General features: G+C 74.4%; 22 protein-coding genes. 7 read left to right on the plus strand and 15 right to left on the minus strand.

Annotated features, from left to right (window positions below; genetic code table 11):
* Positions 1 to 4: 4 nt before the first annotated feature.
* Both ACYQBY_RS06080 and ACYQBY_RS06085 read right to left on the minus strand, forming a co-directional pair.
* The gene (locus tag ACYQBY_RS06080; RefSeq protein WP_459642924.1) at positions 5 to 352 is read right to left on the minus strand and encodes a molybdopterin oxidoreductase; all 348 of its coding nucleotides are present in this window, start codon (positions 350 to 352) and stop codon (positions 5 to 7) included.
* Positions 353 to 454: 102 nt separating this feature from the next.
* Positions 455 to 1,846 (minus strand): MFS transporter, encoded by a 1,392-nt coding sequence (locus tag ACYQBY_RS06085; RefSeq protein WP_459642925.1) that lies wholly within the window; start codon positions 1,844 to 1,846, stop codon positions 455 to 457.
* A gap of 264 nt (positions 1,847 to 2,110) precedes the next feature.
* On the opposite strand from ACYQBY_RS06085, the gene ACYQBY_RS06090 reads away from it, so the two are divergent.
* Complete coding sequence (locus ACYQBY_RS06090) at positions 2,111 to 2,443, plus strand: hypothetical protein (protein WP_459642926.1); 333 nt, start codon at positions 2,111 to 2,113, stop codon at positions 2,441 to 2,443.
* An 87-nt stretch (positions 2,444 to 2,530) separates the two neighbouring features.
* On the opposite strand, the gene ACYQBY_RS06095 is transcribed toward ACYQBY_RS06090, so the two are convergent.
* A complete protein-coding gene (locus ACYQBY_RS06095) occupies positions 2,531 to 2,827 on the minus strand; it encodes a hypothetical protein (protein ID WP_459642927.1) in 297 nt (98 codons plus the stop codon).
* A gap of 34 nt (positions 2,828 to 2,861) precedes the next feature.
* Complete coding sequence (locus tag ACYQBY_RS06100) at positions 2,862 to 3,074, minus strand: hypothetical protein (protein ID WP_459642928.1); 213 nt, start codon at positions 3,072 to 3,074, stop codon at positions 2,862 to 2,864.
* Positions 3,075 to 3,159: 85 nt separating this feature from the next.
* Between ACYQBY_RS06100 and ilvD the strand changes: the two genes are divergently transcribed.
* From ilvD to ilvC, 4 genes are all read left to right on the plus strand, one after another.
* Positions 3,160 to 4,875: a dihydroxy-acid dehydratase gene (gene ilvD / locus ACYQBY_RS06105; RefSeq protein ID WP_459642929.1), complete on the plus strand. Its 1,716-nt coding sequence runs from the start codon at positions 3,160 to 3,162 to the stop codon at positions 4,873 to 4,875.
* A gap of 286 nt (positions 4,876 to 5,161) precedes the next feature.
* Positions 5,162 to 7,111, plus strand: coding sequence for an acetolactate synthase large subunit (locus ACYQBY_RS06110; protein WP_459642930.1), 1,950 nt, complete (start codon positions 5,162 to 5,164; stop codon positions 7,109 to 7,111).
* Entirely contained in the window at positions 7,111 to 7,623 is a 513-nt protein-coding gene (gene ilvN, locus ACYQBY_RS06115; protein WP_459642931.1) for an acetolactate synthase small subunit, read from the plus strand. The genes ACYQBY_RS06110 and ilvN overlap by 1 nt, the downstream gene beginning before the upstream one ends.
* A 98-nt stretch (positions 7,624 to 7,721) precedes the next feature.
* Positions 7,722 to 8,750 carry a ketol-acid reductoisomerase gene (gene ilvC / locus ACYQBY_RS06120; RefSeq protein WP_459642932.1) on the plus strand — a complete coding sequence of 343 codons (1,029 nt, stop codon included), beginning with the start codon at positions 7,722 to 7,724 and terminating at the stop codon, positions 8,748 to 8,750.
* Between the two features lie 97 nt (positions 8,751 to 8,847).
* On the opposite strand, the gene ACYQBY_RS06125 is transcribed toward ilvC, so the two are convergent.
* From ACYQBY_RS06125 to ACYQBY_RS06175, 11 genes are all read right to left on the minus strand, one after another.
* Positions 8,848 to 9,720: a hypothetical protein gene (locus tag ACYQBY_RS06125; protein WP_459642933.1), complete on the minus strand. Its 873-nt coding sequence runs from the start codon at positions 9,718 to 9,720 to the stop codon at positions 8,848 to 8,850.
* 92 nt (positions 9,721 to 9,812) lie between these two features.
* Complete coding sequence (locus ACYQBY_RS06130; RefSeq protein WP_459642934.1) at positions 9,813 to 10,379, minus strand: hypothetical protein; 567 nt, start codon at positions 10,377 to 10,379, stop codon at positions 9,813 to 9,815.
* A gap of 274 nt (positions 10,380 to 10,653) precedes the next feature.
* Positions 10,654 to 11,802 carry a hypothetical protein gene (locus ACYQBY_RS06135; RefSeq protein WP_459642935.1) on the minus strand — a complete coding sequence of 383 codons (1,149 nt, stop codon included), beginning with the start codon at positions 11,800 to 11,802 and terminating at the stop codon, positions 10,654 to 10,656.
* A 141-nt stretch (positions 11,803 to 11,943) separates the two neighbouring features.
* Complete coding sequence (locus tag ACYQBY_RS06140; protein ID WP_459642936.1) at positions 11,944 to 13,329, minus strand: glycosyltransferase family 2 protein; 1,386 nt, start codon at positions 13,327 to 13,329, stop codon at positions 11,944 to 11,946.
* 145 nt (positions 13,330 to 13,474) lie between these two features.
* A complete protein-coding gene (locus ACYQBY_RS06145) occupies positions 13,475 to 14,533 on the minus strand; it encodes a polysaccharide deacetylase family protein (RefSeq protein WP_459642937.1) in 1,059 nt (352 codons plus the stop codon).
* Positions 14,530 to 15,777 (minus strand): nucleotide sugar dehydrogenase, encoded by a 1,248-nt coding sequence (locus ACYQBY_RS06150; protein ID WP_459642938.1) that lies wholly within the window; start codon positions 15,775 to 15,777, stop codon positions 14,530 to 14,532. Before ACYQBY_RS06150 ends, ACYQBY_RS06145 begins: the two co-directional genes overlap by 4 nt.
* On the minus strand, positions 15,774 to 16,424 hold the full coding sequence (locus ACYQBY_RS06155) for a WbqC family protein (RefSeq protein ID WP_459642939.1): 651 nt from the start codon (positions 16,422 to 16,424) through the stop codon (positions 15,774 to 15,776). The genes ACYQBY_RS06150 and ACYQBY_RS06155 overlap by 4 nt, the downstream gene beginning before the upstream one ends.
* A gap of 279 nt (positions 16,425 to 16,703) precedes the next feature.
* Positions 16,704 to 17,405, minus strand: coding sequence for a PIG-L deacetylase family protein (locus ACYQBY_RS06160; RefSeq protein ID WP_459642940.1), 702 nt, complete (start codon positions 17,403 to 17,405; stop codon positions 16,704 to 16,706).
* 325 nt (positions 17,406 to 17,730) lie between these two features.
* A complete protein-coding gene (locus ACYQBY_RS06165) occupies positions 17,731 to 18,039 on the minus strand; it encodes an antibiotic biosynthesis monooxygenase family protein (protein ID WP_459642941.1) in 309 nt (102 codons plus the stop codon).
* Positions 18,040 to 18,071: 32 nt separating this feature from the next.
* Positions 18,072 to 20,594 (minus strand): ABC transporter permease, encoded by a 2,523-nt coding sequence (locus tag ACYQBY_RS06170; RefSeq protein WP_459642942.1) that lies wholly within the window; start codon positions 20,592 to 20,594, stop codon positions 18,072 to 18,074.
* Between the two features lie 3 nt (positions 20,595 to 20,597).
* Positions 20,598 to 21,398, minus strand: a complete 801-nt coding sequence (locus ACYQBY_RS06175) for an ABC transporter ATP-binding protein (RefSeq protein WP_459642943.1) — start codon at positions 21,396 to 21,398, stop codon at positions 20,598 to 20,600.
* 326 nt (positions 21,399 to 21,724) lie between these two features.
* On the opposite strand from ACYQBY_RS06175, the gene ACYQBY_RS06180 reads away from it, so the two are divergent.
* Complete coding sequence (locus ACYQBY_RS06180) at positions 21,725 to 22,024, plus strand: hypothetical protein (RefSeq protein ID WP_459642944.1); 300 nt, start codon at positions 21,725 to 21,727, stop codon at positions 22,022 to 22,024.
* Between the two features lies 1 nt (position 22,025).
* Positions 22,026 to 23,309: a cupin domain-containing protein gene (locus ACYQBY_RS06185; protein ID WP_459642945.1), complete on the plus strand. Its 1,284-nt coding sequence runs from the start codon at positions 22,026 to 22,028 to the stop codon at positions 23,307 to 23,309.
* Positions 23,310 to 23,424: the final 115 nt, after the last annotated feature.

Genomic DNA, 23,424 nt, shown 5'->3' on the forward strand with positions numbered 1-23,424 from the left:
CGGTTCACACCTCCACGAGGCCGAGGTCGAGGACGAAGGTCCCGGTGCAGCCCTCCGGTGCGGCCACGCGGACCTCCAGCACGGTGGGGGCCTCCAGGTCCTCCACCACCCGCAGGGGGACGTGCACCGCGCCGCGCGCCCCGACGGGGAACCACCGCATGGGCACGCCGTCGCGCAGGAGCACGGCGCTGACCATCTCGTCGGTGGAGTTCCCGCCGCGGAAGTACACGGCCTGGGCGCGGCTGCCCGCGGGCACGGTGTACGTGGGGGCGCCCTCCAGCGGGACGGGCTTCTCGAGCCCGGCACCGGTGAAGGTGTGGGCTCCCTGCAGGAACCGTGGGGTCGAGGTCACGGGTTCCCCCTCTCAGGCGGGTCGGGCGGTGCGGGCGTCGTGCTCGGGTGTCGTGCGGTCGGGGCCCGCCACCGCGGTGGCGGGCCCCGGGGCGGTGGTGTCTCAGACCACCGCGTCGGCGAACTTCGTGCCGGTGCGGCGCATGTAGCAGGCCCAGGTCACCGCGATGCACACGACGTAGAACCCGATGAAGACGGTGAGCGCGGGGACCAGCGAGCCGTACTCGTTGATGGCCATGGCGAACCCGCGGGGGACGAGGAAACCGCCGTAGGCGCCGATCCCGGCGGCGATGCCGATGCACGCCGCGGCCTCGCGCTTGGCCATCGTCATGCGCTCCTTGTCCGCCTGGTCCACCCCGGCGCGGAACACCGCGGGGATCATCCGGTACACCGAGCCGTTGCCGGCGCCGGTGGCGACGAACAGGAGCATGAAGGAGCCGAAGAACAGTGCGAAGGAGCGCACGTTCAGCGCGGCGATGACACCGAGGGCGCCGAGGGCCATGACGGCGTAGGCGGCGATGCTGATGCGCGCCCCGCCGAAGCGGTCGGCGACCTTGCCGCCGTAGGGGCGGACGAGGGAGCCCACGAGCGCGCCCAGGAACGCCAGGGTGAGCGGCACGGCGGGCAGCCCGATGAACGCCCACGTGTACTTCACGTCGGGGAACTGGGTGCTGATGAGGGTGGGGAAGGCGCCCGCGTAGCCGATGAAGGAGCCGAAGGTGCCGATGTAGAGGAACGAGATGATCCAGGTGTTGCGGTCGCGCATCGCCGCCGCGTAGCCCGCGAAGTCGGCCTTGGCGCTGGTGAGGTTGTCCATGTACTTCCACGCCAGCACCGCGGACAGCAGGACGAGGGGGATGAACACCAGCCCCGCCCGCTCCAGGGCGATGCCCGCGCCGGCGATGATGATGAGCGGCACGGCGAGCTGCACGACCGCGACGCCGAGGTTGCCGCCGGCGGCGTTGAGGCCCAGGGCCGCGCCCTTCTCCCGCTCGGGGAAGAAGAAGGAGATGTTGGCCATCGAGCTGGCGAAGTTGCCGCCGCCGACACCCGCGGTGGCCGCGATGAGCAGCATCAGCCAGAACGGGGTGTCCGGGTTCTGCACCACCCAGGCCAGGCCGGCGCAGGGGACGACGAGCAGGAGCGCCGAGACGATCGTCCAGTTGCGCCCGCCGAAGCGGGGCACGGCGAAGGTGTACGGGAAGCGCAGGGTGGCGCCGACCAGGTTCGGGATGGCGATGAGCCAGAACATCTGGTTGGCGGTCAGGTCGAAGCCGGCGCGGCCGAGGCTGGGCGTCACGATCGTCCACAGCTGCCAGACGGAGAACCCGAGGAACTCCGCGAAGATCGACAGCCACAGGTTGCGGCGGGCGGTGGGGCGGCCGGTGGTGCCCCACTGCTGGGTGTCCTCCGGGTCCCACTCGTCGATCCAGCGGCCGCGGCGCGGGGTGGTGGGGGTCCCGACGAGGGCGGGGGAGTCCGTGGTGGTGGCCAAGAGGGCTCCTCGGGGAGGGGTGGCACGGGTCCGGGCCGGGCGGTGTGCCCGGACGTCCCCACCGTAGGAACGGGGTGTTTCGCCTCGTGGACCCTCGTGTTACCGCTGGCGCACGCGCACCTCTCAGGACGGCCCGGGCCGGGTGAGCGGCGCGCAACACCGCGATCACGGCCCGCGCGGCGCCGGGGCGTCAACCGCGGGAAGGTGGGTAGGTACCCGGTGGGCGCACCGAGGCGTCCCGCCGGAGCCACACGAGGAGGTCCTGTGACCCAGAACCGCGCGGAGCTGCCGCTCCCGGACTACGACCACCTGCCGGTCGCCACCCTCGGCGACCGGATCCGCTCCCTGGACGCGGAGGCGCTCGGCGCGCTCATCGCCTACGAGGAGGAGCACGGGGCGCGCGAGCCGGTGCTCACGATCATGCGGGCCCGCGCCGGCCAGCTCGCCGCGGGAGCCCAGCCCTCCGGTGGGGACCCGGCCGCCCCGGCGCCGGAGAGGGCACCCGCACCGACGGGGCCGCTGCTCGGTGAGAGCGGTGCCCCGCCGGTCAACCCGCCGTCGCACGGGGACCCGACCAACCCCGCACAGCCGCGCTGACCGGGCGGACGACGGGCCCTCTCCCCGCCCGGGGAGGGGGCCCGTCGTCCGCGTGGGCGGTGGGTCGGGAGGCGGGGGCCGGGGTGCTCAGGGCCGCGGGTCGGTGCGGCTCCAGCGGCGCTGGCCCTTGGCCGCGGTGCGCCCGCCGGCCGCGGCCGAGCAGCGGGGGCACACCCAGCGGACCTCGTCCGCGACGCTGCCGGTCTCCGGCTGCACCTCCGACCACGGGACGTGGCTGAAGCGCGCCAGGCCCGTGCGGTGCAGCGGGAGCCCGCACACCGTCTGGTTGGTGCCGGGCTCCCAGGCGTGCACCTCCCCGGCCGGGGCACGCACCCCGTCGTCGTCGGTCCAGGTGCTGCTGGCGGCGACCCTGGCGCCGCTCACCCTCCCCCTGCCGGGCACATCCGCCCCACCTCCCTCAGCCGCGCGGGTTGAGCGTCCCCGGGTCGCCGTCGGTGTCGGTGTCCGCGCCGGAGCCGCCGTCGCTGCCGGGGCCGTCGGTCTCGGCCACCGCGTCACCGGTGGCCTCGCCGCGCAGGTCGCGCGGGTTGAGGGTGCCGGGGTCGGCGTCGGTGTCCTGCTCGGGGGCGGAGGCGCTCTGGTGCTCCTCGGGCTTGTCGTGGTGCGTCATGCCGCTCCCGTACCCGCCGCCGCCCGCGTCACACCTGCCGCGGGACCCACCGCACCACGCCGTCGCGCCGACCTAGACTCCGGTCGTGACCCCCGACAGCAGCGCAGCACCCGGCGTGGACATCAAGCCCCGCAGCCGTGACGTCACCGACGGCCTCGAGCGCACCGCCGCGCGCGGCATGCTCCGGGCGGTCGGCATGCAGGACGAGGACTTCGCCAAGCCCCAGATCGGCGTGGCCTCGAGCTGGAACGAGATCACGCCCTGCAACCTGAGCCTGGACCGCCTCGCCAAGGAGGTGAAGGTCGGGGCCCGCGCGGCGGGCGGCTTCCCGATGGAGTTCGGCACGATCAGCGTCTCCGACGGCATCTCCATGGGCCACGAGGGCATGCACTTCTCCCTCGTCAGCCGCGAGGTCATCGCCGACTCGGTGGAGACCGTGATGAGCGCCGAGCGCATGGACGGCTCGGTGCTGCTGGCCGGCTGCGACAAGTCCCTGCCGGGCATGCTCATGGCCGCCGCGCGCCTGGACCTGGCGAGCGTCTTCCTCTACGCCGGCTCGATCCTGCCCGGTTACGCGAAGATGTCGGACGGCTCCGAGCGCGAGGTCACGATCATCGACGCCTTCGAGGCGGTCGGGGCGTGCGCGCGCGGGCTGATGAGCCGGGAGGACGTCGACGCCATCGAGCGCGCCATCTGCCCCGGCGAGGGCGCCTGCGGCGGGATGTACACCGCCAACACGATGGCCGCCTCCGCCGAGGCGCTGGGGATGTCCCTGCCGGGCAGCGCCGCCCCGCCGGCCCCGGACCGCCGCCGCGACGGCTACGCGCGGGCCTCCGGCGAGGCCGTGGTGAACCTGCTGCGCAAGGGCATCACCGCCCGCCAGATCCTCACCAAGGAGGCGTTCGAGAACGCCATCGCGGTGGTGATGTCCCTGGGCGGCTCCACCAACGCGGTCCTGCACCTGCTGGCCATCGCCCACGAGGCGGAGGTGGAGCTGACCCTGGCGGACTTCGACCGCATCGCCTCGCGGGTGCCGCACCTGGGCGACCTCAAGCCCTTCGGCCGGCACGTCATGGCCGACGTGGACCGCATCGGCGGCATCCCGGTCGTCATGCGCGCCCTGCTCGACGCGGGGCTGCTGCACGGGGACTGCCTGACCGTGACCGGGCGCACGATGGCGGAGAACCTCGCCGACATCGCCCCACCCGACGTGGACGGCGTCGTGCTGCGGGCGCTGGACAACCCGATCCACGCCACCGGCGGCATCACCATCCTCTCGGGCAGCCTCGCCCCCGGCGGGGCGGTGGTGAAGAGCGCGGGCTTCGACTCCGACGTCTTCGAGGGCACCGCCCGCGTCTTCGACCGCGAGCGCGCCGCGATGGACGCCCTGGAGGACGGCCGGATCGGGGCGGGCGACGTGGTGGTCATCCGCTATGAGGGCCCCAAGGGCGGTCCCGGGATGCGCGAGATGCTGGCGATCACCGCCGCGATCAAGGGTGCGGGCCTGGGCAAGGACGTGCTGCTGCTCACCGACGGGCGCTTCTCCGGGGGCACGACGGGCCTGTGCGTGGGGCACGTGGCGCCCGAGGCCGTCGACGCGGGGCCCATCGCGTTCGTCCGCGACGGCGACCGCATCCGCCTGGACGTGGCGGGCAAGACCCTGGACGTGCTGGTGCCGGCGGAGGAGCTGGCCGCGCGCCGCGAGGGGTGGGCGCCGCTGCCGCCGGTCTACACCCGCGGGGTCCTGGCCAAGTACGCGCGCACCGTGCAGTCGGCGTCCGTGGGCGCGGTCTGCCTCTGACGGTCCCGGGGGGCGGGCACGGCCCACCGTGTCCGCCCTCTGGACATCTGGTCCGCATGCTGAGACGAATGGGGGACCCGGCTGACACCGGCCGCCGCGGCGGGCTACGGTGGCCCGGTGCAGCTCCTCGTAGTAATCGGACAGCGCGCCGGCTGACGTCACGGCCGTGCGCGCGACCCCTCGTCATGCCCACGGGCCGAGGGGTCTTTTCGCGTCCGGCGCCAGGAGGCCGGGCGCCGTCCCAGCCCGACAGCCGCACGCCGACACCCCGACAGGAGCCTGAGAGATGACCGCTCAGCACAGCAGCGCCGACGCCGGCGCCGCCGGGCGCAGCGCCGACCAGACCACGCAGCCCGGCCAGGACCTCCCCGGCCCGGCGCAGCCCGAGCTGCGCCCGGACGGCACGCCCCTGGACCCGAAGCTGCCCGTGGCGTCCCTCACGGGCGCCCAGAGCCTCATCCGGTCCCTCGAGGCCGTCGGCGTCGAGGTCGTCTTCGGCATCCCGGGCGGGGCGATCCTGCCGGCGTACGACCCGCTGATGGACTCCCCGCACCTGCGGCACATCCTCGTGCGCCACGAGCAGGGCGCCGGGCACGCCGCCGAGGGCTACGCCGTGGCCACCGGCAGGGTCGGGGTCTGCATGGCCACCTCCGGCCCGGGCGCCACCAACCTCGTCACCCCGCTGGCCGACGCGAACATGGACTCCGTGCCGATGGTCGCCATCACCGGCCAGGTCGGCGCCGCCGCCATCGGCACCGACGCCTTCCAGGAGGCGGACATCGCGGGCATCACCGTGCCCATCACCAAGCACAACTACCTCGTGACCGACCCGGCGGACATCCCCCGCGTCGTCGCCGAGGCCTTCCACCTGGCCGCCACCGGCCGCCCCGGCCCCGTCCTCGTGGACGTGGCCAAGAGCGCGCTGCAGGCCACCACGTCGTTCACCTGGCCCGAGAAGGTCGACCTGCCCGGCTACCGCCCCACGGTCCGCCCGCACGGCAAGCAGGTGAAGGAGGCGGCCAAGCTCATCCTCGCCGCCCGGCGCCCCGTCCTCTACGTCGGCGGTGGCGTCGTCAAGGCCGACGCCTCCGAGGAGCTCGTCGCGCTGGCCGACCTCACCGGCATCCCCGCGGTGACCACGCTCATGGCGCGCGGCGCGCTGCCCGACTCCCACCCCGCGCACCTGGGCATGCCCGGGATGCACGGCACGGTCGCCGCCGTCACCGCGCTGCAGAAGTCCGACCTGCTCATCACCCTCGGCGCCCGCTTCGACGACCGCGTCACCGGGCAGCTCTCCAGCTTCGCCCCGGAGGCGAAGGTGATCCACGCCGACATCGACCCCGCCGAGATCGGCAAGAACCGGGTCGTGGACGTGCCGATCGTCGGCGACGCCAAGCTCATCATCGCCGAGCTGGTCAAGGCCCTGGAGGCCGAGTTCGCCGCCGGCGCGGCCCTCGACGTCGCCGACTGGCAGGGTCAGGTGCGCCACTGGCAGGAGACCTACCCGCTCGGCTACGCCGAGGCCGAGGACGGCTCCCTCGCCCCCCAGCACGTGATCTCCCGCATCGGCGCCATCGCCGGCCCCGACGCCATCTACGTCGCGGGTGTGGGCCAGCACCAGATGTGGGCCGCGCAGTTCGTGAGGTACGAGAAGCCGCGCACCTGGCTGAACTCCGGCGGCCTGGGGACCATGGGCTACTCGGTGCCCGCCGCGATGGGCGCCAAGGTCGGGCGCCCCGACGCCGTGGTCTGGGCGATCGACGGGGACGGCTGCTTCCAGATGACCAACCAGGAGCTCGCGACCTGCACCCTGAACGACATCCCGGTCAAGGTCGCGATCATCAACAACTCCAGCCTCGGCATGGTCCGGCAGTGGCAGACGCTCTTCTACGCCGAGCGCTACTCCAACACCGACCTGCACTCCGGGGCCCACTCCAGCCGCGGCGCGGCGATCCCGGACTTCGTGAAGCTGGCGGAGGCCTACGGCTGCGTCGGGCTGCGCTGCGAGCGGCCCGAGGACGTCGACGCCGTCATCGAGAAGGCGATGGCCATCAACGACGTCCCCGTGGTCGTCGACTTCCGCGTGCACCGCGACGCGATGGTCTGGCCGATGGTCGCCGCCGGGGTCAGCAACGACGCCATCCAGTACGCCCGCGGCGTGAGCCCCCGGTGGGACCGCGACGTCGACGGCGACCTGTACTCCAACGACTCGGGGACCGAGAAGGTGATCTCCTGATGACCCAGCACACCCTCTCCGTCCTGGTGGAGGACAAGCCGGGCGTGCTCATGCGCGTCGCCTCGCTCTTCGCCCGGCGCAACTTCAACATCCAGTCCCTCACCGTCGGCCCCACCGAGCGCCCGGACATCTCCCGGATGACCGTCGTGGTCGACGTGGAGAAGCAGCCGCTGGAGCAGGTGACGAAGCAGCTCAACAAGCTCGTCAACGTCATCAAGATCGTGGAGCTGGACGCGGTGGCCTCCGTGGAGCGCGAGCTCGTGCTCGTGAAGGTCCGCGCGGACTCCTCAACGCGCGGGGAGGTGCTCGACGCCGTGCAGCTCTTCCGCGGGCACGTCGTCGACGTCTCCCCGGACGCCGTCACCGTCGAGGCGACCGGCAGCGCCGAGAAGCTCCAGGCGCTGCTGCGGGTGCTGGAGCCCTTCGGCATCCGCGAGCTCGTGCAGTCCGGCACGGTCGCCCTCGCGCGGGGCGGGCGCTCCATCTCCGACCGGGCGCTGCGCTCGGCCTGAGCCGGTCCGCCCCCGCACCGCCCAGCACCACCCCAGCACCAGCCCAGTACCGCCCCCGGGACCGCCCCGGGACGCACACACACCGAGGAGAGCCCGAAGTGGCCGAGATGTTCTACGACGACGACGCCGAGCTCACCGACATCACCGACCGCAAGGTCGCGGTGATCGGATACGGCAGCCAGGGCCACGCGCACGCGCTGTCCCTGCGCGACTCCGGCGTCGACGTGCGGGTCGGCCTGAAGGAGGGTTCCAAGAGCCGCGCCAAGGCCGAGGACGAGGGCCTGCGCGTCGTCACGCCCGCCGAGGCCGCCGCCGAGGCCGACGTCATCATGCTGCTGGTCCCCGACCACCTCCAGCGCGGCGTGTACGCCTCGGACATCGAGCCCCACCTGAGCGCCGGCAAGGCGCTGTTCTTCAGCCACGGCTTCAACATCCGCTTCGGCTACATCAAGCCCCCGGCCGACGTGGACGTCGTCATGGTCGCCCCCAAGGGCCCCGGCCACCTGGTGCGCCGCGAGTACGCCGACGGCCGCGGCGTGCCCGTCATCGTCGCCGTCGAGCAGGACGCCACCGGCAACGCGTGGAAGCTGGCCCTGGCCTACGCCAAGGCCATCGGCGGCCTGCGCGCCGGCGGCATCAAGACCACCTTCACCGAGGAGACCGAGACCGACCTGTTCGGCGAGCAGGCCGTCCTCTGCGGTGGCGCCTCTGCCCTCGTGCAGGCCGGTTTCGAGGTCCTCACCGAGGCCGGCTACCAGCCCGAGGTCGCGTACTTCGAGTGCCTGCACGAGCTGAAGCTCATCGTCGACCTGATGTACGAGGGCGGCATCGCCAAGCAGCGCTGGAGCGTCTCCGACACCGCCGAGTGGGGCGACTACGTCTCCGGCCCGCGCGTCATCGACGCCTCGGTGAAGCAGCGCATGCAGGAAGTCCTCAAGGACATCCAGGACGGCAGCTTCGCCCGCCGCTTCATCGAGGACCAGGACGCCGGTGCGCCGGAGTTCAAGAAGCTGCGCGAGCAGGGCGAGCAGCACCCGATCGAGGCCACCGGCCGCGAGCTGCGCAAGCTCATGTCGTGGGTGAAGTCGGACGACTCCGACTACGTCGAGGGCACCGCCGCCCGCTGACCGACCGGCCACCGCACAGGGCCCCGGCCCGGACGTCCCCGTCCGGGCCGGGGCCCTGCCGCGTGCGGGGCCCGCGGGTGGCGCCCGCCCGCGGGGCTCACCGGTCCGGCGCCGCGATCTCCCTGATGCTGCCCAGCCGGTAGACCAGGCCGTTCTCGTGGACCCCGTCGCTGCGGAAGTAGACGCTGAGGTTGGGTCTGCCGGACTCCGAGCCCGCCCGCCGCGGGGAGGCGGTCAGCGGCATCTCCGGGTCGATGCCCTCCGCGCAGGGTTCCTCGCCGAAGTCGTCGCCGTCGTCCACGAGCTCGTTCACCAGCCGCCAGCCGTCGGCGTCGTCCGGGCCCGTCTCGTCCAGCCACAACTCCAGCCGCACGGCACCGCCCGGCAGGTCGCGCACGACGAACTTGAACCCGAACCAGCGCTCCCGCGGCATCCCGTTGGGCCACAGGACCTTGCTCGCCGCCGCCTCGTTCGCCGGGTGGGCCGTCTCCTTCTCGAAGTCCACGAGGCCGTCGTAGCGCATCCTGGCCCCGTAGCCGCGGCTGTCGCAGAGGTCCTCGTCGACGTCGCCGGTGATGCCGTGGTTGGAGCGGGCGACCGCGGCCATGCCGGCGTACGGCACGCCGTCGTCGGAGCGGCGCAGGAAGTACGTGGTGATCTCGACGTCGCGCCACTGCCGCCGCAGGGCGGGGTCGCGCACGTACATGCGCGGGGCCTGCCCGCTGATCTCCAGCAGGCCCCCGCCGGCGCGGAAGGAACCGGACCCGCCGTTCGCGTCGAACCAGGGGTCCGCGGGGTCCGTCGTCGTGAACGTGCGGGGCTGCTGCCAGGAGGCGGTCCAGCGCATGCCGTCCGGCCGGGTGGGGTACAGCTCCCGGACCCCGGCCGGGGGGGCGGGCCGGGCCAGTACCGCGGTCAGCCCCAGCACCACGGCGAAACCGGCGCCCACCGCCGCCCAGGAGCGTCGCACGGCTCACCGTACCCCGCGCGGTGCCCGGGGCACAGCAGCCACGGGCGCCGCGCGGGCTCACCGCGCGCGGCGCCCCGGTCCCGGCGCGGGTCTCAGCGCAGGCACAACCGCGGGCCGGGGCCGTCGGGACCACCGTCGGCGCCGCCCCGGTCGAAGGCGACGTGCCAGCCGGTTCCCGTGAACGTCACCCCGTACTCCGCGCTGCAGTTGCGGGGGATCGGGTAAACCTGCTCCGACACCAGGACCGGCGGGTCGGTGGAGTAGTCCCACACCCGCACCGGCTGGGAGTGCACGGTCAGCCGCACCTTCTGCCGCACCCCGTAGCAGGTTCCGGAGGGGTCCGGCGTCCACGTGCGGGCGGTGATGTCGTCGGGGGCGCCGCTGCCCACCAGGACCATGAACAGCGAGGCCGTCCAGCGGTCCCCCCGCGGGCACTTCAGGGTGAACTCCACCCGCGCCGAGCGTCCGTGCGGGCGGACCGTGCCACCCACCAGGGTCGCGGTGTCGTCGATCCCGGGGGACTCGTCCGCGAGCACCGTGGAGGCGGGGGCGAGAAGCGCGGAGGAGGTGGGGGGCGCGGCGGAGGCGGGGGCCGGCGCGAGGACGCCCGCGGCGGTGGCCGCGGCGACGAGGAGGGTTCGTGAGGTCGTTGCGTGCATGGGAGGTCTCCCGACGTGACGAGTCACCCGCCCCGGCCGGACCGGCTCGGGGCTCTGCGGGACGGCGGCGGGATGGTGGCCGGACGTCGTCCCGCGCAGTCACGTTACTCCGCGTGATGACGTCCTCACAGGGGTTTCGGGGAATCTCCGCGCCGGACGCACCGGAGGGCCGGCCCCGGGTGGGGCCGGCCCTCCGGCCGTTCACGTCAGGCGCGCGGGGCGCCGGTCAGCGCCGTGCGGGGCGCACCGTGCGCCGCCCGCGCGACAGCGCTCTTCACTGCCGCGGGACGCTGATGCTCGCGCCCACCGGGGCGTTGGCGTTCAGCCAGTCGCGGGCCTTGCCGTGGCCGCTGAGCACGACGGTGCCGGTGGGCACGGTGATACCCGTCTGCGCCTTGTAGACGGCCACCACCCTGCCGTCGCGGACGACGACCTCCGTGCCGTACTGGTTGGTGCCGGTGCGCTGACCGGCGTTCGTGTAGGCCACCAGCGCGTCCGCGGTGCGGGACACGTTGTACCCCTTCAGCGGGTACGAGGAGCCGTTGCCGGCGGTCACCACGAGGGGGCCCGTCGGCGCAGGGGTGGTGGTGCCGAACTCCGGCAGGTTGCGCGCGTCGTAGATGCGCTGCAGCTCCGCCTGGGTCAGCTTGCGGTTGAAGAACGCGACGCGGCGCAGGCGGCCCACGAGGAAACCGGTGGTCATGTCGCGGGTGCCCAGGCGGACCGGGGCGCCGGCGTTGCGCGGGGTGATGCTGTACCCCGACATCGGGTCCGAGTCGCGCTGGACCGCGTTCTTCCACATCGAGATCGTGCCCATGTCGGCCATGCCGCTGACCATGCGCTCGGTGCCCGCGGCGTCCGGGTCCTGGAAGTAGGAACCGGCACCGAGGCCGCCCGCCGGGTTGAAGTGGTAGAAGCTCGTTCGGTACTGGCGGCTCGCGGCCTCGCCGGTGCCGCCCTGGACGTAGTGGCGGAACACCCACTCGTGGTTGCCGGAGGTGCCCTTGCCCATCCAGTGCACGTACTCCGAGGCGCCGGCGCCGCGCCAGTTGTCGATCGTGTTGAACACCACGATCGTCAGGGCGCCGCGGGTGGCCACGGAGAAGTCGTCGTGGTCGGGCAGCTCGATGTGGCTCCGGCCGTCGAAGCGCGCGTGGGAGTCGAAGGTCACGTTGCCGTGGACGGTGCCGTGCACACCGCCGACGACGTCCTGCGCGCGGGAGGCGGAGTCCAGCGGGTAGTAGTGCGTCAGGCCCGGGACGCTCCTGATCACGTCACGGAACCCGGTGGCGGCGGCGGCGGCGGAGGACGCCGCGGAGATCGCGTGCGCGCCGGCGCCGGCGGCGAGGCCCGCGCCCAGGAGGCCGAGGAACGAGCGACGGGAAGGGGCGTGGAAGGAGGGAGAGGAATCGAAGGGTGCCATGCACAACCCATCGGCCACCCCCCGCGGGAACTTGAGGCCTCGTGCCGCGAAAACTTGAGGACGTGTCACCCGAAGGGGTCAACGCCCCCGCGGGAGGTGCCGACGGGCAGCCCGACACCTCCTGCGGGCCTGCCCTCCTGCTCAGGGCGTGGAGGACGGTGGCGCAGGCACCACCCCCGCACCACCCGTCCCGTGAACTCCAGCCGTCCCGTGAACTCCGGCCGTCACGCCCGCTCCAGCCGTCACGCCCGCGCCGCCCGTCAGATCGATCACGTCCACCACGTCGGGCTCTCCCGCCGGGGGCGCCACCTCCCGCGTGTGCCAGCTCGTGGAGCGCAGTTTCGTCAGGGCGGCGTACGCCGCCGGCCGCAGGATGACCAGACCGAAGACCGGGTACACGGGCGAGAGCGCCCACTGCAGCAGCCGCTGCGGGAGCGTCAGGCCGGGCCGGTAGATCGCGTACACCGCGGTCTGGGTGATGGAGCACACCACCCAGTACAGGATCCCGTAGAGCAGCGCCGGGTTGCCGAAGCGCACCGACAGCGTCGTCAGGATCGCCACCACCAGCGGCCACAGCAGCGCGAACACCAGCGGGAAGGTGTAGAAGAGCACCACCAGCCAGCGCAGGTTCGTCCACACGAAGCCCGTGCCGAGCCACGCGGACTTCGACCAGCGCATGCGCTGGCGGAAGGCGCCGTCCCACGTGGTCGGCAGTTGCGTCTCCACCACCGCCTCGCTCACGCCCACCACCTGCCCCCGCAGGAGCGCGTAGAACGACAGCCGGCGGTCGTCGCCCGCCGTGCCCGAGGAGACGTAGTCGTCGAGGTTGTCGTACACGACCTCCGAGCGGTACAGGGCGATGGCGCCGCTGGTGGGGGAGACGATGCCGAACCACGAGCGCACCATCCGGAACAGCAGGCAGCTCGTCACCACGTTGATGTCCGTCAGGCGGGTCAGGAAGTTCACGTTCCAGTTCCGCATCAGGATCATGCCCGTGCAGGCCTGGACGCGGTCGTCGCTCATCGCCTCGAGCATCCGCTCCAGCGCGTCGTCGTCCAGGACGGAGTCGGAGTCGACGGTCAGGAGGAAGTCGAACTCGTGCGGCGCGAACATGCGGAGGACGTGCGCCTGGGCGTGCCGCTTGCCGCTGTTGGGGATCCGGTGCCAGCGGATGAGCGGGTCGTCGAAACCGCGCAGCGGGTTGACCGAGCCGTCGTCCACCACGTGGATCTCGTCGGGCAGGATCGTCTGCCGCAGCAGCGCCCGCAGCGCCGCGTGCACGAGGTGCTCCTCCTCGTTGTACACCGGGACGATGCACAGCACCCTGCCGTGCGCGGGGCTGAGGTGGCGGAAGCTGCGCCAGAACACCCCCGAGACCAGGAAGCACGTGACCAGGACCGCGTTGAGCCCGAAGAACACCATGAGGAACGCCACCTCGGTGGACGCCCAGCCGACGTAGCTCCACACCACGTACACCAGGAACACCACCGGTGACAGCAGGGCCAGCGCGCGCGCGCCGCCGCGCATCGGCCGGCTCCGCCCTGCCGCCCTGCTCGCCCCGCCCGGCGTGGCCGGTCGGAGGGCCGGGCGCGCGTGGCGGCCGGGGCCCGTCGTGGTGCCGGTCGTGGGGACGGCACCGCGTGCGGGGGCGGAGGGCCCCCGCCGTGCGTGCCTACCGCGTCGGCTGAACATGACGCCTGCCTCTCGTGCCGTACCGGTACCCCAGCACCAGGAGGGTGGCGAGCACCAGGCCCACCGCGATGACGAGCGACTGGCCGATCCCGACGCTGCCGATGCTGAACGCGATCGAGCGCGCCCGCTCCGGCCGCGCCGGGACGGGGTCCACGAGCCGCTCCAGCGCGGTGCCGACGACCGGGCGCAGCGGCCCGCCCGCCACCCGGTCCACCCGCTCCACGCGGGTCTGCGCCCCCCGGGCGGACAGCCAGTCCACGAACGCGGCGAAGTCCGCGGGGCTGATGGTGCCCGTGCCCTTCTCCGGGCAGGTGCAGATGTGGTGGAACACCAGCACCACCCACCCGCCGCCCGTGGCCTCCGCCTGCGTCACCCGCCGCTGCAGCAGCTCCGGTGTCGTGGTGGTGTCGTGCGTGCGGATCCGCCAGGTGTCCATGTCCGCCAGGTCCTCGGCCTTGGGGCAGTCCCCGCACTCGGTGGGGCTGTCGTACAGGCCGGAGGAGTCCCGTGCACTGCTGTAGCCGCACTCCTGCACCACCGTGCGCACGGCGGGGTCCTGGTCGCCGTAGGGGTAGGCGAAGCTGCGCGGGTCGAAGCCGAGGACCGCCAGGGTGGCCCGGTCGTCGCACACCTCCGCGCGCACGCGCTCGGGGGGCAGTTCCGTCAGGTGCTCGTGGTTGACCGAGTGCCCGGCGATCTCGTGGCCCTCGGCGTGGATCTCCCGCAGCTGACCCAGGGTGAGGTAGGCGGGGAAGCCGATGCTCCCGGTGTTGACGTAGAAGGTGCCGGCCATGCCCTTGTCGGCGAGCATCCTGGCGGCGAGCTCCTGGCCCCGGAAGCCGTCGTCGAAGGTCAGCGACACCACGGTCCGCCCCGGTGGGGCGGCTGCCGGTGCCGGTGCCGCTGCCGGGGCCGGTGGTGCGGCGGGCGCCGGCGCGGGCGGTGCCGCCCCGGCCGCGGCAGGCAGCGCGGACGGGACGGCCCAGAGCAGGGCGGCCGCCAGCGCCACCACCGCGGCCACCGGGCTGCGGAAGGTCACAGGGCCACCACGTTGGCCGACGGCGTCAGGGCGTGCCGGCAGTCCAGCACGAGGCGTGCGCCGGCCGCGACCTTGTCGAAGTCGAACACCGCGTGGTCCGTCACCACGACCACCAGGTCGAAGCGGGACAGCGACGGCACCAGGTCCTCGAACGGCAGCACCGGCGAGAGCGTCCAGTCGGTGACGTGCGGGTCCACCACGGTCACGTCGAGGGACCTGGCCTGCAGCTCGCGCACCACGTCCACGGCCGGGCTCTCGCGCACGTCGCCCACGTTCGGCTTGTACGCCGCGCCCAGCACCAGCACCTGCGCGCCGGGGCGCCCGCCGAGGAGGGCCGCCGCGCGCTCGGCGACGCTCACCGGTCGCGAGGCGTTGATCTCGTACGCGAGTTCCGCGAACCGGAACGGGCGGCCGAGCTCGTGGCGTGCCAGCCACGCCAGGTACATCGGGTCGATCGGCAGGCAGTGGCCCCCGACGCCCGGGCCGGGGGTCCAGTAGGCCATCGAGTGGCCCTTGGTCATCGACGCGTCCACCATCTCCCACACGTCGATGCCCAGCTCGTGGCAGATCTCCGCCATCTCGTTGACGAGGGCGATGCAGGTGTTCGCCTGGATGTTCTCGAACAGCTTGGTGATCTCCGCCACGCGCGGGCTGCTCACCGGGACGGTGAGGTCCACCAGGGTGTCGTAGAACCCCTGCACCGCGGCCAGCCCGGCCGGGGTCGTGCCGGACACCAGCTTCGGGGTGTTCCGCAGCGTGTGGACCTTGTTGCCGGGGTCGATGCGCTCGGGGGAGAAACCCAGGTGGAAGTCGACGCCCGCCCGCAGGCAGCTCTCCTCCTCCAGCGCCTGCGCGAGCAGCCCCTCCGTGGTCCCGGGGTACGTGGTGCTCTCCAGGACCACGGTGGCGCCCGGGCGCAGGTACCTGCCGAGGGTCCGCCCGGCGGCCTCGACGTAGCTCAGGTCCGGCACGCCGTCCCGCAGCGGGGTGGGCACCACGATGACGCCGATGTCGAAGTCGAGCATCTGCTCGGACGGCTGTGCGGCGGCGCAGAAGCGGCCGGCGGCCGTCACCTCGCGCAGCTCGTCGCCGGTGACGTCCTCCACGTAGCTGCGGCACGTCCGCAGCGCCTCGATCTTGGCGGTGTCCAGGTCCAGGCCGAACACCCGGTGGCCGACCTGCGCCGCCCTGACCGCCAGGGGGAGGCCGACGTACCCGAGGCCGACGACCACCACGCGGTTCATTCCGTGCCCTCCTCGTGCTCCGCGAGCACGACCTCCATGGGGTCGTCGCAGTCCATCAGGACGCTGAGGATCGAGTCCCCCGTCGCCGGCTTGTGCGGCGACCACACGACCGGGATCCCCGCCTCGTCGAACTCCCGGCAGTCGCCCATGTACACGCGCGCGCCGGTCCCCGAGAGGTAGGTGGGCGTGCCGTAGGTCTTCAGGACGCTGATGAGGCCGACGCTGCCGCGGCCCTGCGTGGCGACGCTCATCGACACGGGTGTGCGGATCCCGAGGACCTCGCGCACGAGGAGGATCAGCTCGACGTTGAAGTGCCAGAGGCGGTCCGTGTGCAGGGACCGGATGGCGTCCTCGAGCATGGGGCCGTACTTGTCCCAGTGCTTCGCGCCGCGGTAGCGGCCGTGGACGAGCTTGGCGAGCGCCCTGGGTGACTCGACCGGGTCGATCCTCACCTCGGAGATGGGGACGTACTTGGGGCTGCCGACGACGGGCAGCGACGCCCAGGTGCCCCGCATCCGGACGCGGCGCTGGTACCCCCGGTCCACGAACTGGTCGTAGATCTTCAGGTCGAACAGGTCGGCCTTGGCCATCTTGTACCAGAAGCCGGAATAGGGCAGCAGGTCTGCCTGGTGACTCGCGACGATCACAGTTCCCCCCGGTGCAGAACGCGGTGTGCGTGTGCGGTGCCCGTCCGGGCACGGCGGAGGTGCACCGTGCTCAGGGCGGCGGTGACGAGCGGGTGCGGCGGGAGGGCACGCCCTCCCGGCGCGCCCGCGCCGCCGGTGTACCCGACGGGTGGTGCTCCGCCGTGCCGGCCGGGGTCCGGGGCCGGGATCGACGGTGGAGCGGAGCCGGTTCCCCGGCTGTGCGGGCCCCCTGCCACGCTCCCGCCGTGGCGGGGTGGTGGTGGGCGGTCCCGCTCGGGGTCAGCGGATGGTCCGCACCAGGGCGTACTGCTCGGCGTACGCCGTCTGGCGCTGGCTCCCCAGCGACCGCGCGGTGGACTTGAGCTCGTTGGCCGGGTGCGGGCCGTTGACCGCCTGGGACGCGTAGCACGCGAAGGCCTCGACCTTGAGGTCCACGTGCTCCTCGGTGAGGGATTCGAAGTAGTTCCAGCGCAGGTCCGTCGGGTAGAGCGCGACGTCGTAGGCGGTGACGTCGTAGACGAGGACCGTGGGCGTGAACCAGTGACGGGTTCCCATCGCCATGCGCGAGGCCCTGAGGCCGGCCTCGTAGGCCGCCACGTGGTCCTGGTGCATCGACGGGAACGGCAGGTAGATCTCCTCCGGGCGGTAGACGTCGACGACGTGGTCGAGCATCCCGACGAGTTTCCTCATGTCGGCGCCCACGGAACCGTCCGGCAGGTCCAGCAGCCACGTCGCGGAGTAGCCGAGCGCCTCGCGTGCCTGCTCGAACTCCTTGAGCCGCAACGTGTCCGGCTGGGCGAGGACGACGACGCCGCAGTCCTGCGGGTACTTGGCCAGCAGGCCTCCGCACCCCAGGACCTCGTCGTCGCAGTGGGGCGCCACGACCAGCCGGGCGATCGACCGCGTCGCGGTGCTCGTCGCGGTGGCCGCCGTTCCTGAGGTGGTGACGGGTCGGTGGTGCGTGGTGGTGTCAGAACTCACGGCGGTCCCCCCGCATCGACTGCAGCGCCCCCGAGTCGAAGTCGGCCGATTTCTGCGCCGACCGTGGTGACCATAGCGGACTGCTGACCGGCATGGAACAGACAGTTACAAAGTCGAGGCCCTCGATGTCCGCGTTGTGGTGACGATTCGGAGTTTTCCGACTACTCAACGTCAATGGTTGGGGGAGTGCGCGATTCTCGCGCCGGAAACGGCGGACACACCGCTGCGCGCCGCGCCCTCCCGGACGCGCGGACGGGCCGGGCTCCACCAGGTGCCCGGCCCGTCCTCTCCCGCCCGTGGAGCGGTTTCCCGCCGCGGCGGGGGCTCAGCCGCGCGGAGCCGCCCCGAGGACCACCTCGAACTCCAGCAGGCTCGCCCCGGTCGCCACCGGACGGGCCCGCTCCCCGGCGTGGGCCTCGCGCGCCCCGCCCGACGCCCACGCGGCGAACGCCTCCTCCGTCTCCCACCGGGTGTAGACGAAGTACCTGCTCTCCCCCCGCACCGGGCGCAGCAGCTCGAACCCCAGGAAACCCGCCGTGCCCTCCACCGCCCCCATGCGCTGGGCGAACCGCCGCTCCAGCTCCTCGCCGCCGCCCTCGGGGACCTCGATCGCGTTGATCTTCACCACTGCCATGACGCCACCCTGCCACCCCGCGGGCCGCGCCCCTACCCGGCGATCGCCGCCACCGGGGACGTGCGCGCCGCGCGCCGCGCGGGCAGGACCGAGGCCAGCACGCCCGCCGCCGTGGCCACCACGACGATCGCGCCCACCCGCAGCCACGGCACGTCCAGCACCACCTCCCCGGACAGCCCGAACACCGAGTGCGTCCCCGCCAGGCCGTAGCCGGTCCCGAGCGCGACCCCCAGCGTCGCGGCCACCCCGGCCACCAGCAGCGCCTCCCACGCCAGCGTCGCGCGCAGCTGCCGCCGGGTCAGGCCCAGCGCCCGCAGCAGCCCCGACTCCTGCCGCCGCTCCACCACCGACAGCGCCAGGGTGTTGCCGACGCCCACCAGGGCGATGAGCACCGCCACCCCCAGCAGCCCCGTGACCACCAGCAGCAGGGTCGTGAGCATGCTGTCCAGGCTCGCGCGCTCGGCGACGACGCCCTGCACGATCGCGTCCGGGTCGACCTCCCACACCGCGGCCTCGACGTCGGTCACGAGCTCCGCCTGCGCGGCCGGAGCCAGACCGTCGTCGACGCGGACCCACAGCACACCCGCGACGGCCGCCGCGTCCAGGGCCCGCACGTCCGCGGCGGCCAGGACGAGCGGGGTCTCCGTCTCGGTGTCGACCCGCACCCGGAACCGCGTGCCGCCCAGGTCCAGCGCCCCGCCCTCCGCCGCGGCGAGGTCGCGCGCCGCACCCCGCGACAGCACCGCCGTGCCCTCCTGCGGCCGCGGGCTCGACGCGGGTGTGCGCAGCACCTCCGCCGCCGCCACCGGGTCGACCCCGTACACCGTGAACCCCTGCGCGGGCCCCGAGGGAACCGTCCCCCGCAGCGCCACCACCGCGGAGTGCACGCCGTCCACGGCCAGCACCCGCTGCGCCATCGCCGCGGGCAGCTCCGCGGGCGACTCGGCCACCACGTCGGCCGGGTACATCGCGTCGAGCTGCCCGTCGGCCGTGGCCCGCGTCGAGGCCGCCCCCACGACCATCGCCGTCGTGAGCGTCACCCCCACGACCAGGGCGGTCGCGGTGGCCGCCGTCCGCCGGGGGTTGCGCAGGGAGTTGCCCGCCGCCAGCCGGCCCGGCACCCCGCCCAGCGGCGCGAGCAGCCGACCCGCCAGCCCCACCAGCGGCGGGACGGCGCGCTGTCCCAGGAGGAGGACGCCGAGGAAGCTCAGCGCGCCCGCCGCGACCGCCGGCAGCAGCAGGCCCAGCCACGACAGCACCACCAGCGCCGCGGTGGACGGCACGAGCAGGACCAGCCCCACGGCCAGGCGCGCCAGGCCGCCCCGGGAGCGCAGCGGCGCCGGGTCCAGCGGGCGCAGCGCCGCCAGCGGCGAGACCCGCGTCGCGGCCCGGGTGGGCAGCAGCGACGCGACGACGGTCACGCCCACCCCGAGCACCGGGCCGACCACGAGCGCGGACAGCGGCACGGCCACCGCGCCCAGCGGGATGGGCGAGTCGGTGCGGGCGACGACGACGGACACCAGAGCCGCCAGGCCCACCCCCGCCGCGACCCCCAGCGCGGAGGCCACCAGGCCCATGCCCAGCGCCTCGCCGAGCACACCGCGCCGCAGCTGGCGCACCTGCGCCCCCACGCAGCGCAGCAGCGCCAGCTCCCGGGTCCGCTGCGCCAGCAGCACCGCGAAGGTGTTGGCGATGACCAGCCCGGCCACCAGGACGGCCACCGCGGCGAAGGTCAGCAGGACCGCCGAGAGCCCCGCCGACTCGCCGGTGTACCCCGCGGCGACCTCCTCGGCCGCCTCGGTGCCCGTCAGCGCCGTGAGCGGCCCCGGCGGCAGGACCGCCGCGACGGCCTCGCGCAGCTGCTCGTCGGAGGTCCCGGGAGCCGCCGCGATCCGCACCGCGCGGGCCTCGCCCTGCCAGGCGGCGACGTCGGCGGGCAGCGCGACGAGCCGGCCCTGCACCCCCGAGGAGGGGTCCCCGCCCAGGTCCACGACCCCGACGACGGTGACGCGGGCCCGCGGCGGTGCGGGCGGTGCGGTGCCGGGCTCGCCGCCGGACGGCGGCCCCGGGACCTCCAGCTCCAGGACGTCGCCGGGCGCGGCGGAGGTGCGCCCGGAGACGGCCACCTCCCCGGGACGCTCCGGCAGGCGGCCGTCCGCGAGCCGCTGCCAGCGCAGGGGGCCCGGCGCCGCGACGCTCTCCGCGCGCACGAGCTGCGTCCCGGAGCCCTCGGCCCCGACGACGCGGGCCGGCAGGTACACGGCGCTGTCCAGGGCCACCGCCGCCACCTGCGGCAGGTCGCCGGCGCGCGCGGCGGCCTCGGCGTGCAGGGCCTGCGCGCGGGCCGGCTCCAGCGGTTCCCCCGCGGGGTCGGCGCGCACGACCACGGCGCTGCCGGTGAACTCGGCGGCCACGGCGCGCAGCACGCTGGCCTCGGAGCTGGCACCGAGGGTGAGGGTGGCCACGACGAACGCCACCGCGATCACCACCGCCGTGCTGGAGGCCACGAGGCGCCCGGTGTGGGCGCGGATCTGGGCGAGGGTGAGGTGCAGCACGGCTCAGCCCCTCCGGCCGGCGCCGGCGCGGGCCAGCGGGGACAGGCCCGCCAGGGCCTCGACGACCTCCTCCGGCGTGGGGGAGTGCAGCTGCCCGGCGAGGGCGCCGTCGACGAGGAGCACGACGCGGTCGGCGTAGGAGGCGGCGACGGGGTCGTGGGTGACCATGACGACGGTCTGGCCCGTCTCGCGGACGCTGCTGCGCAGCAGGCTCAGCACCTCCGCGCCGGTGCGGGAGTCGAGGTTGCCGGTGGGCTCGTCCGCGAAGACCACGTCCGGGCGGGAGAGCAGGGCCCGGGCCACGGCGACGCGCTGCTGCTGGCCGCCGGACAGCTCCGAGGGCCGGTGGGAGAGGCGGTCCGCCAGGCCGAGGCGCTCCACGACGGCGCGCATCCACGAGGGGTCGGGGCGGCGGCCGGCGAGCTGCATCGGCAGCAGCAGGTTCTCCTCCGCCGTCAGGACCGGCAGCAGGTTGAACGCCTGGAACACGAAACCGATCCGGTCGCGGCGCAGCTCCGTGAGCTGCCGCTCGCGCAGCGCCGTCAGCTCCGTGTCCCCGATCCACACCTGCCCGGAGGTGGCGGTGTCCAGGCCCGCGAGGCAGTGCATGAGGGTGGACTTGCCGGAACCCGAGGGGCCCATGATGGCGGTGAAGGCGCCGCGGCCGAAGGAGACGTCGACGCCCGCCAGGGCGGTCACCGCCGTCTCCCCGCGGCCGTACACCTTGCGCAGGTCCACCGCGCGGATGGCGGCGTTCTCCTCGGTGACCCCGGTGGTGCTCGGGGCGGACAAGGACTGGGGCATTCGGATCCTCCTGCGCCGCAACGACTTCGCTCGCCACCGCGGATGTCGGTGGCACCTGCCTGACGCTAGGGGTGCCGGCGGCCGCGCCGCGTCGGACCGGGAGGGGATCCGTGCGGGCCCCCGCCCTGGTGCCGGGGGGTGAGGCGGGCCGCCCGCGCGTCCACCCGCGGGTGGATGCGCGGCGGTGCCGACGCGCCCGGCCCCGGACCCCGCGCACGGCCCCGGACCCCGCGCGGGGTGCGCATGCGCGGTCCGCGTCGCGGTGCGAGGGTGGGCGCGGCGCCCGGCACGGTGCGGGCGACCACCGAGGCGACGAGGGGGAGACCGTGGGGCTCGAGGACGACGACATCATCACCAGCGGTGGCGCGGGGAACAGCGGCGACGCCGACTCCGGCGACAGCGACAGCACCCAGGCGGACCCGGCGGGCACCGACCCCGCCGGCGTGGACACCTCGGCGGGGGACGCGGACTCCGGGGACAGCGACTCCTCGCAGGCCGACCCGGCCGGTGCGGACCCCGCGGGCGTGGACACCGCCTCCGGCGACGCGGACTCCGGGGACAGCGACTCCTCGCAGGCGGACCCGGCGGGCGCCGACCCCGCCGGGTCCGACAGCGGCGCGCGCTGACGTGACCGCTCCCGTCCAGGCCCCGGCCGCCCCCGCGGCGGCCGGGGCCGCGCCGCACCCCGGGTCCGCGCCGGGGACCCCGGCGACCGCGCTGGGCCGCTGCTTCGGGGCGGCCGCCGCGGGTTTCGCCGGGCACTGGAACTCCACGCCGCTGCTCGTGCGGGCCGCGGACCGCGGCGCCACGGGTTTCGCCGACCTGCTCGCCCCCGGCGACGTGGACGAGCTGCTCGGCCCCCGCGGGCTGCGCACCCCGTTCCTCAAGCTGGTGGAGGACGGCAGCACCCTGCCGCGGGAGCGGTGGACCCGCTCCGCGCGCGCCGGGGACCAGAACCTCACCGATCTCGCCGACCCCGACGGCATCGCCCGGGCGCACGCCGCCGGCGCGACGATCGTGCTGCAGGCGCTGCACCGGGTGTGGCCTCCGCTCGCGGGGTTCTGCCGCGACCTCGCCGCCGAGCTCGGCCACCAGGTCCAGGCCAACGCCTACGTCACCCCGCCCGGGGCGCAGGGTTTCGCGCCGCACCACGACACCCACGACGTCATCGTGCTCCAGGTCGACGGCCGCAAGCGCTGGACGATCCACCCGCCCGCCGTGGAGCTGCCGCTGAAGTCCCAGCCGTCCTCGCAGCTCGGCGCCGACCCCGCCGCCGGCCGCGCCCCGGTCCTCGACACCGAGCTCGGCCCGGGTGACGCCCTGTACCTGCCCCGCGGCTGGCTGCACTCGGCACGCACCACGGACGAGCGCTCCATCCACCTCACGGTGGGCCTGCTCGCCACGACGTGGGCGGACGTCCTCGGCGACGTGCTGGCCGGCGCGGGCACCGGGGACGTCGCCCTGCGCCGGGCGCTGCCGCTGCCGGGGGAGGCGCTGGACGTGGTGGGTTTCCGCCGCGCCGTCGCCGCGTGGCTGGAGGGCCTGGCCGACGAGGACGTGCTGCGCGCGGTGGAGCGGCACCGCGGCCGCGCCGTGCCCGCCGAGCCGGTCGGGGCGCTCGCCCAGGACGCCGCCGCCCGCACGCTCGGCCCGCGCACGCTGCTGCGCCCGCGGCGCGGCCTGCGGGTGCGCCTCGTCGACGCCGCCGGGCGCACCGACCTCGTCCTGCCGGACCGGCGCGTCAGCTTCCCCGCCCCCGTGGGGGCGGCGGTGCGCGCGGCCGTGGAGCTGCCGACGTCCGCCGCGCGGCTGGCCGCCGCGGGGGTGGGCATCGACGAGGCCGACGCCCTCGTGGTGCTGCGCAGGCTGCTGCGCGAGCTCGTCCTCGTGCCGGTGGGGGAGGGCGCCTGAGCGCCGCGCCGACACTCCCGCCGACGCCTCCGCCAGCCCCGCGGTACTCCTGCGCGGCGGAGTCGGAGCGTGCCGCCGAGCCGGTCCTGGGGACGGCCAGCCCCGCCCGGGCGTG

This window comes from Kineococcus anabasis, from assembly GCF_054590795.1.

Excerpts from the sequence above, each read along its gene's own strand:
- ACYQBY_RS06100 (WP_459642928.1), bottom strand. The coding sequence starts at position 3,074 with ATGACGCACCACGACAAGCCCGAGGAGCACCAGAGCGCCTCCGCCCCC.
- ACYQBY_RS06110 (WP_459642930.1), top strand. The coding sequence starts at position 5,162 with ATGACCGCTCAGCACAGCAGCGCCGACGCCGGCGCCGCCGGGCGCAGC.
- ACYQBY_RS06140 (WP_459642936.1), bottom strand. The coding sequence starts at position 13,329 with ATGCGCGGCGGCGCGCGCGCGCTGGCCCTGCTGTCACCGGTGGTGTTC.
- ACYQBY_RS06135 (WP_459642935.1), bottom strand. The coding sequence starts at position 11,802 with ATGGCACCCTTCGATTCCTCTCCCTCCTTCCACGCCCCTTCCCGTCGC.
- ACYQBY_RS06150 (WP_459642938.1), bottom strand. The coding sequence starts at position 15,777 with ATGAACCGCGTGGTGGTCGTCGGCCTCGGGTACGTCGGCCTCCCCCTG.
- ilvN (WP_459642931.1), top strand. The coding sequence starts at position 7,111 with ATGACCCAGCACACCCTCTCCGTCCTGGTGGAGGACAAGCCGGGCGTG.
- ACYQBY_RS06130 (WP_459642934.1), bottom strand. The coding sequence starts at position 10,379 with ATGCACGCAACGACCTCACGAACCCTCCTCGTCGCCGCGGCCACCGCC.
- ACYQBY_RS06165 (WP_459642941.1), bottom strand. The coding sequence starts at position 18,039 with ATGGCAGTGGTGAAGATCAACGCGATCGAGGTCCCCGAGGGCGGCGGC.
- ACYQBY_RS06175 (WP_459642943.1), bottom strand. The coding sequence starts at position 21,398 with ATGCCCCAGTCCTTGTCCGCCCCGAGCACCACCGGGGTCACCGAGGAG.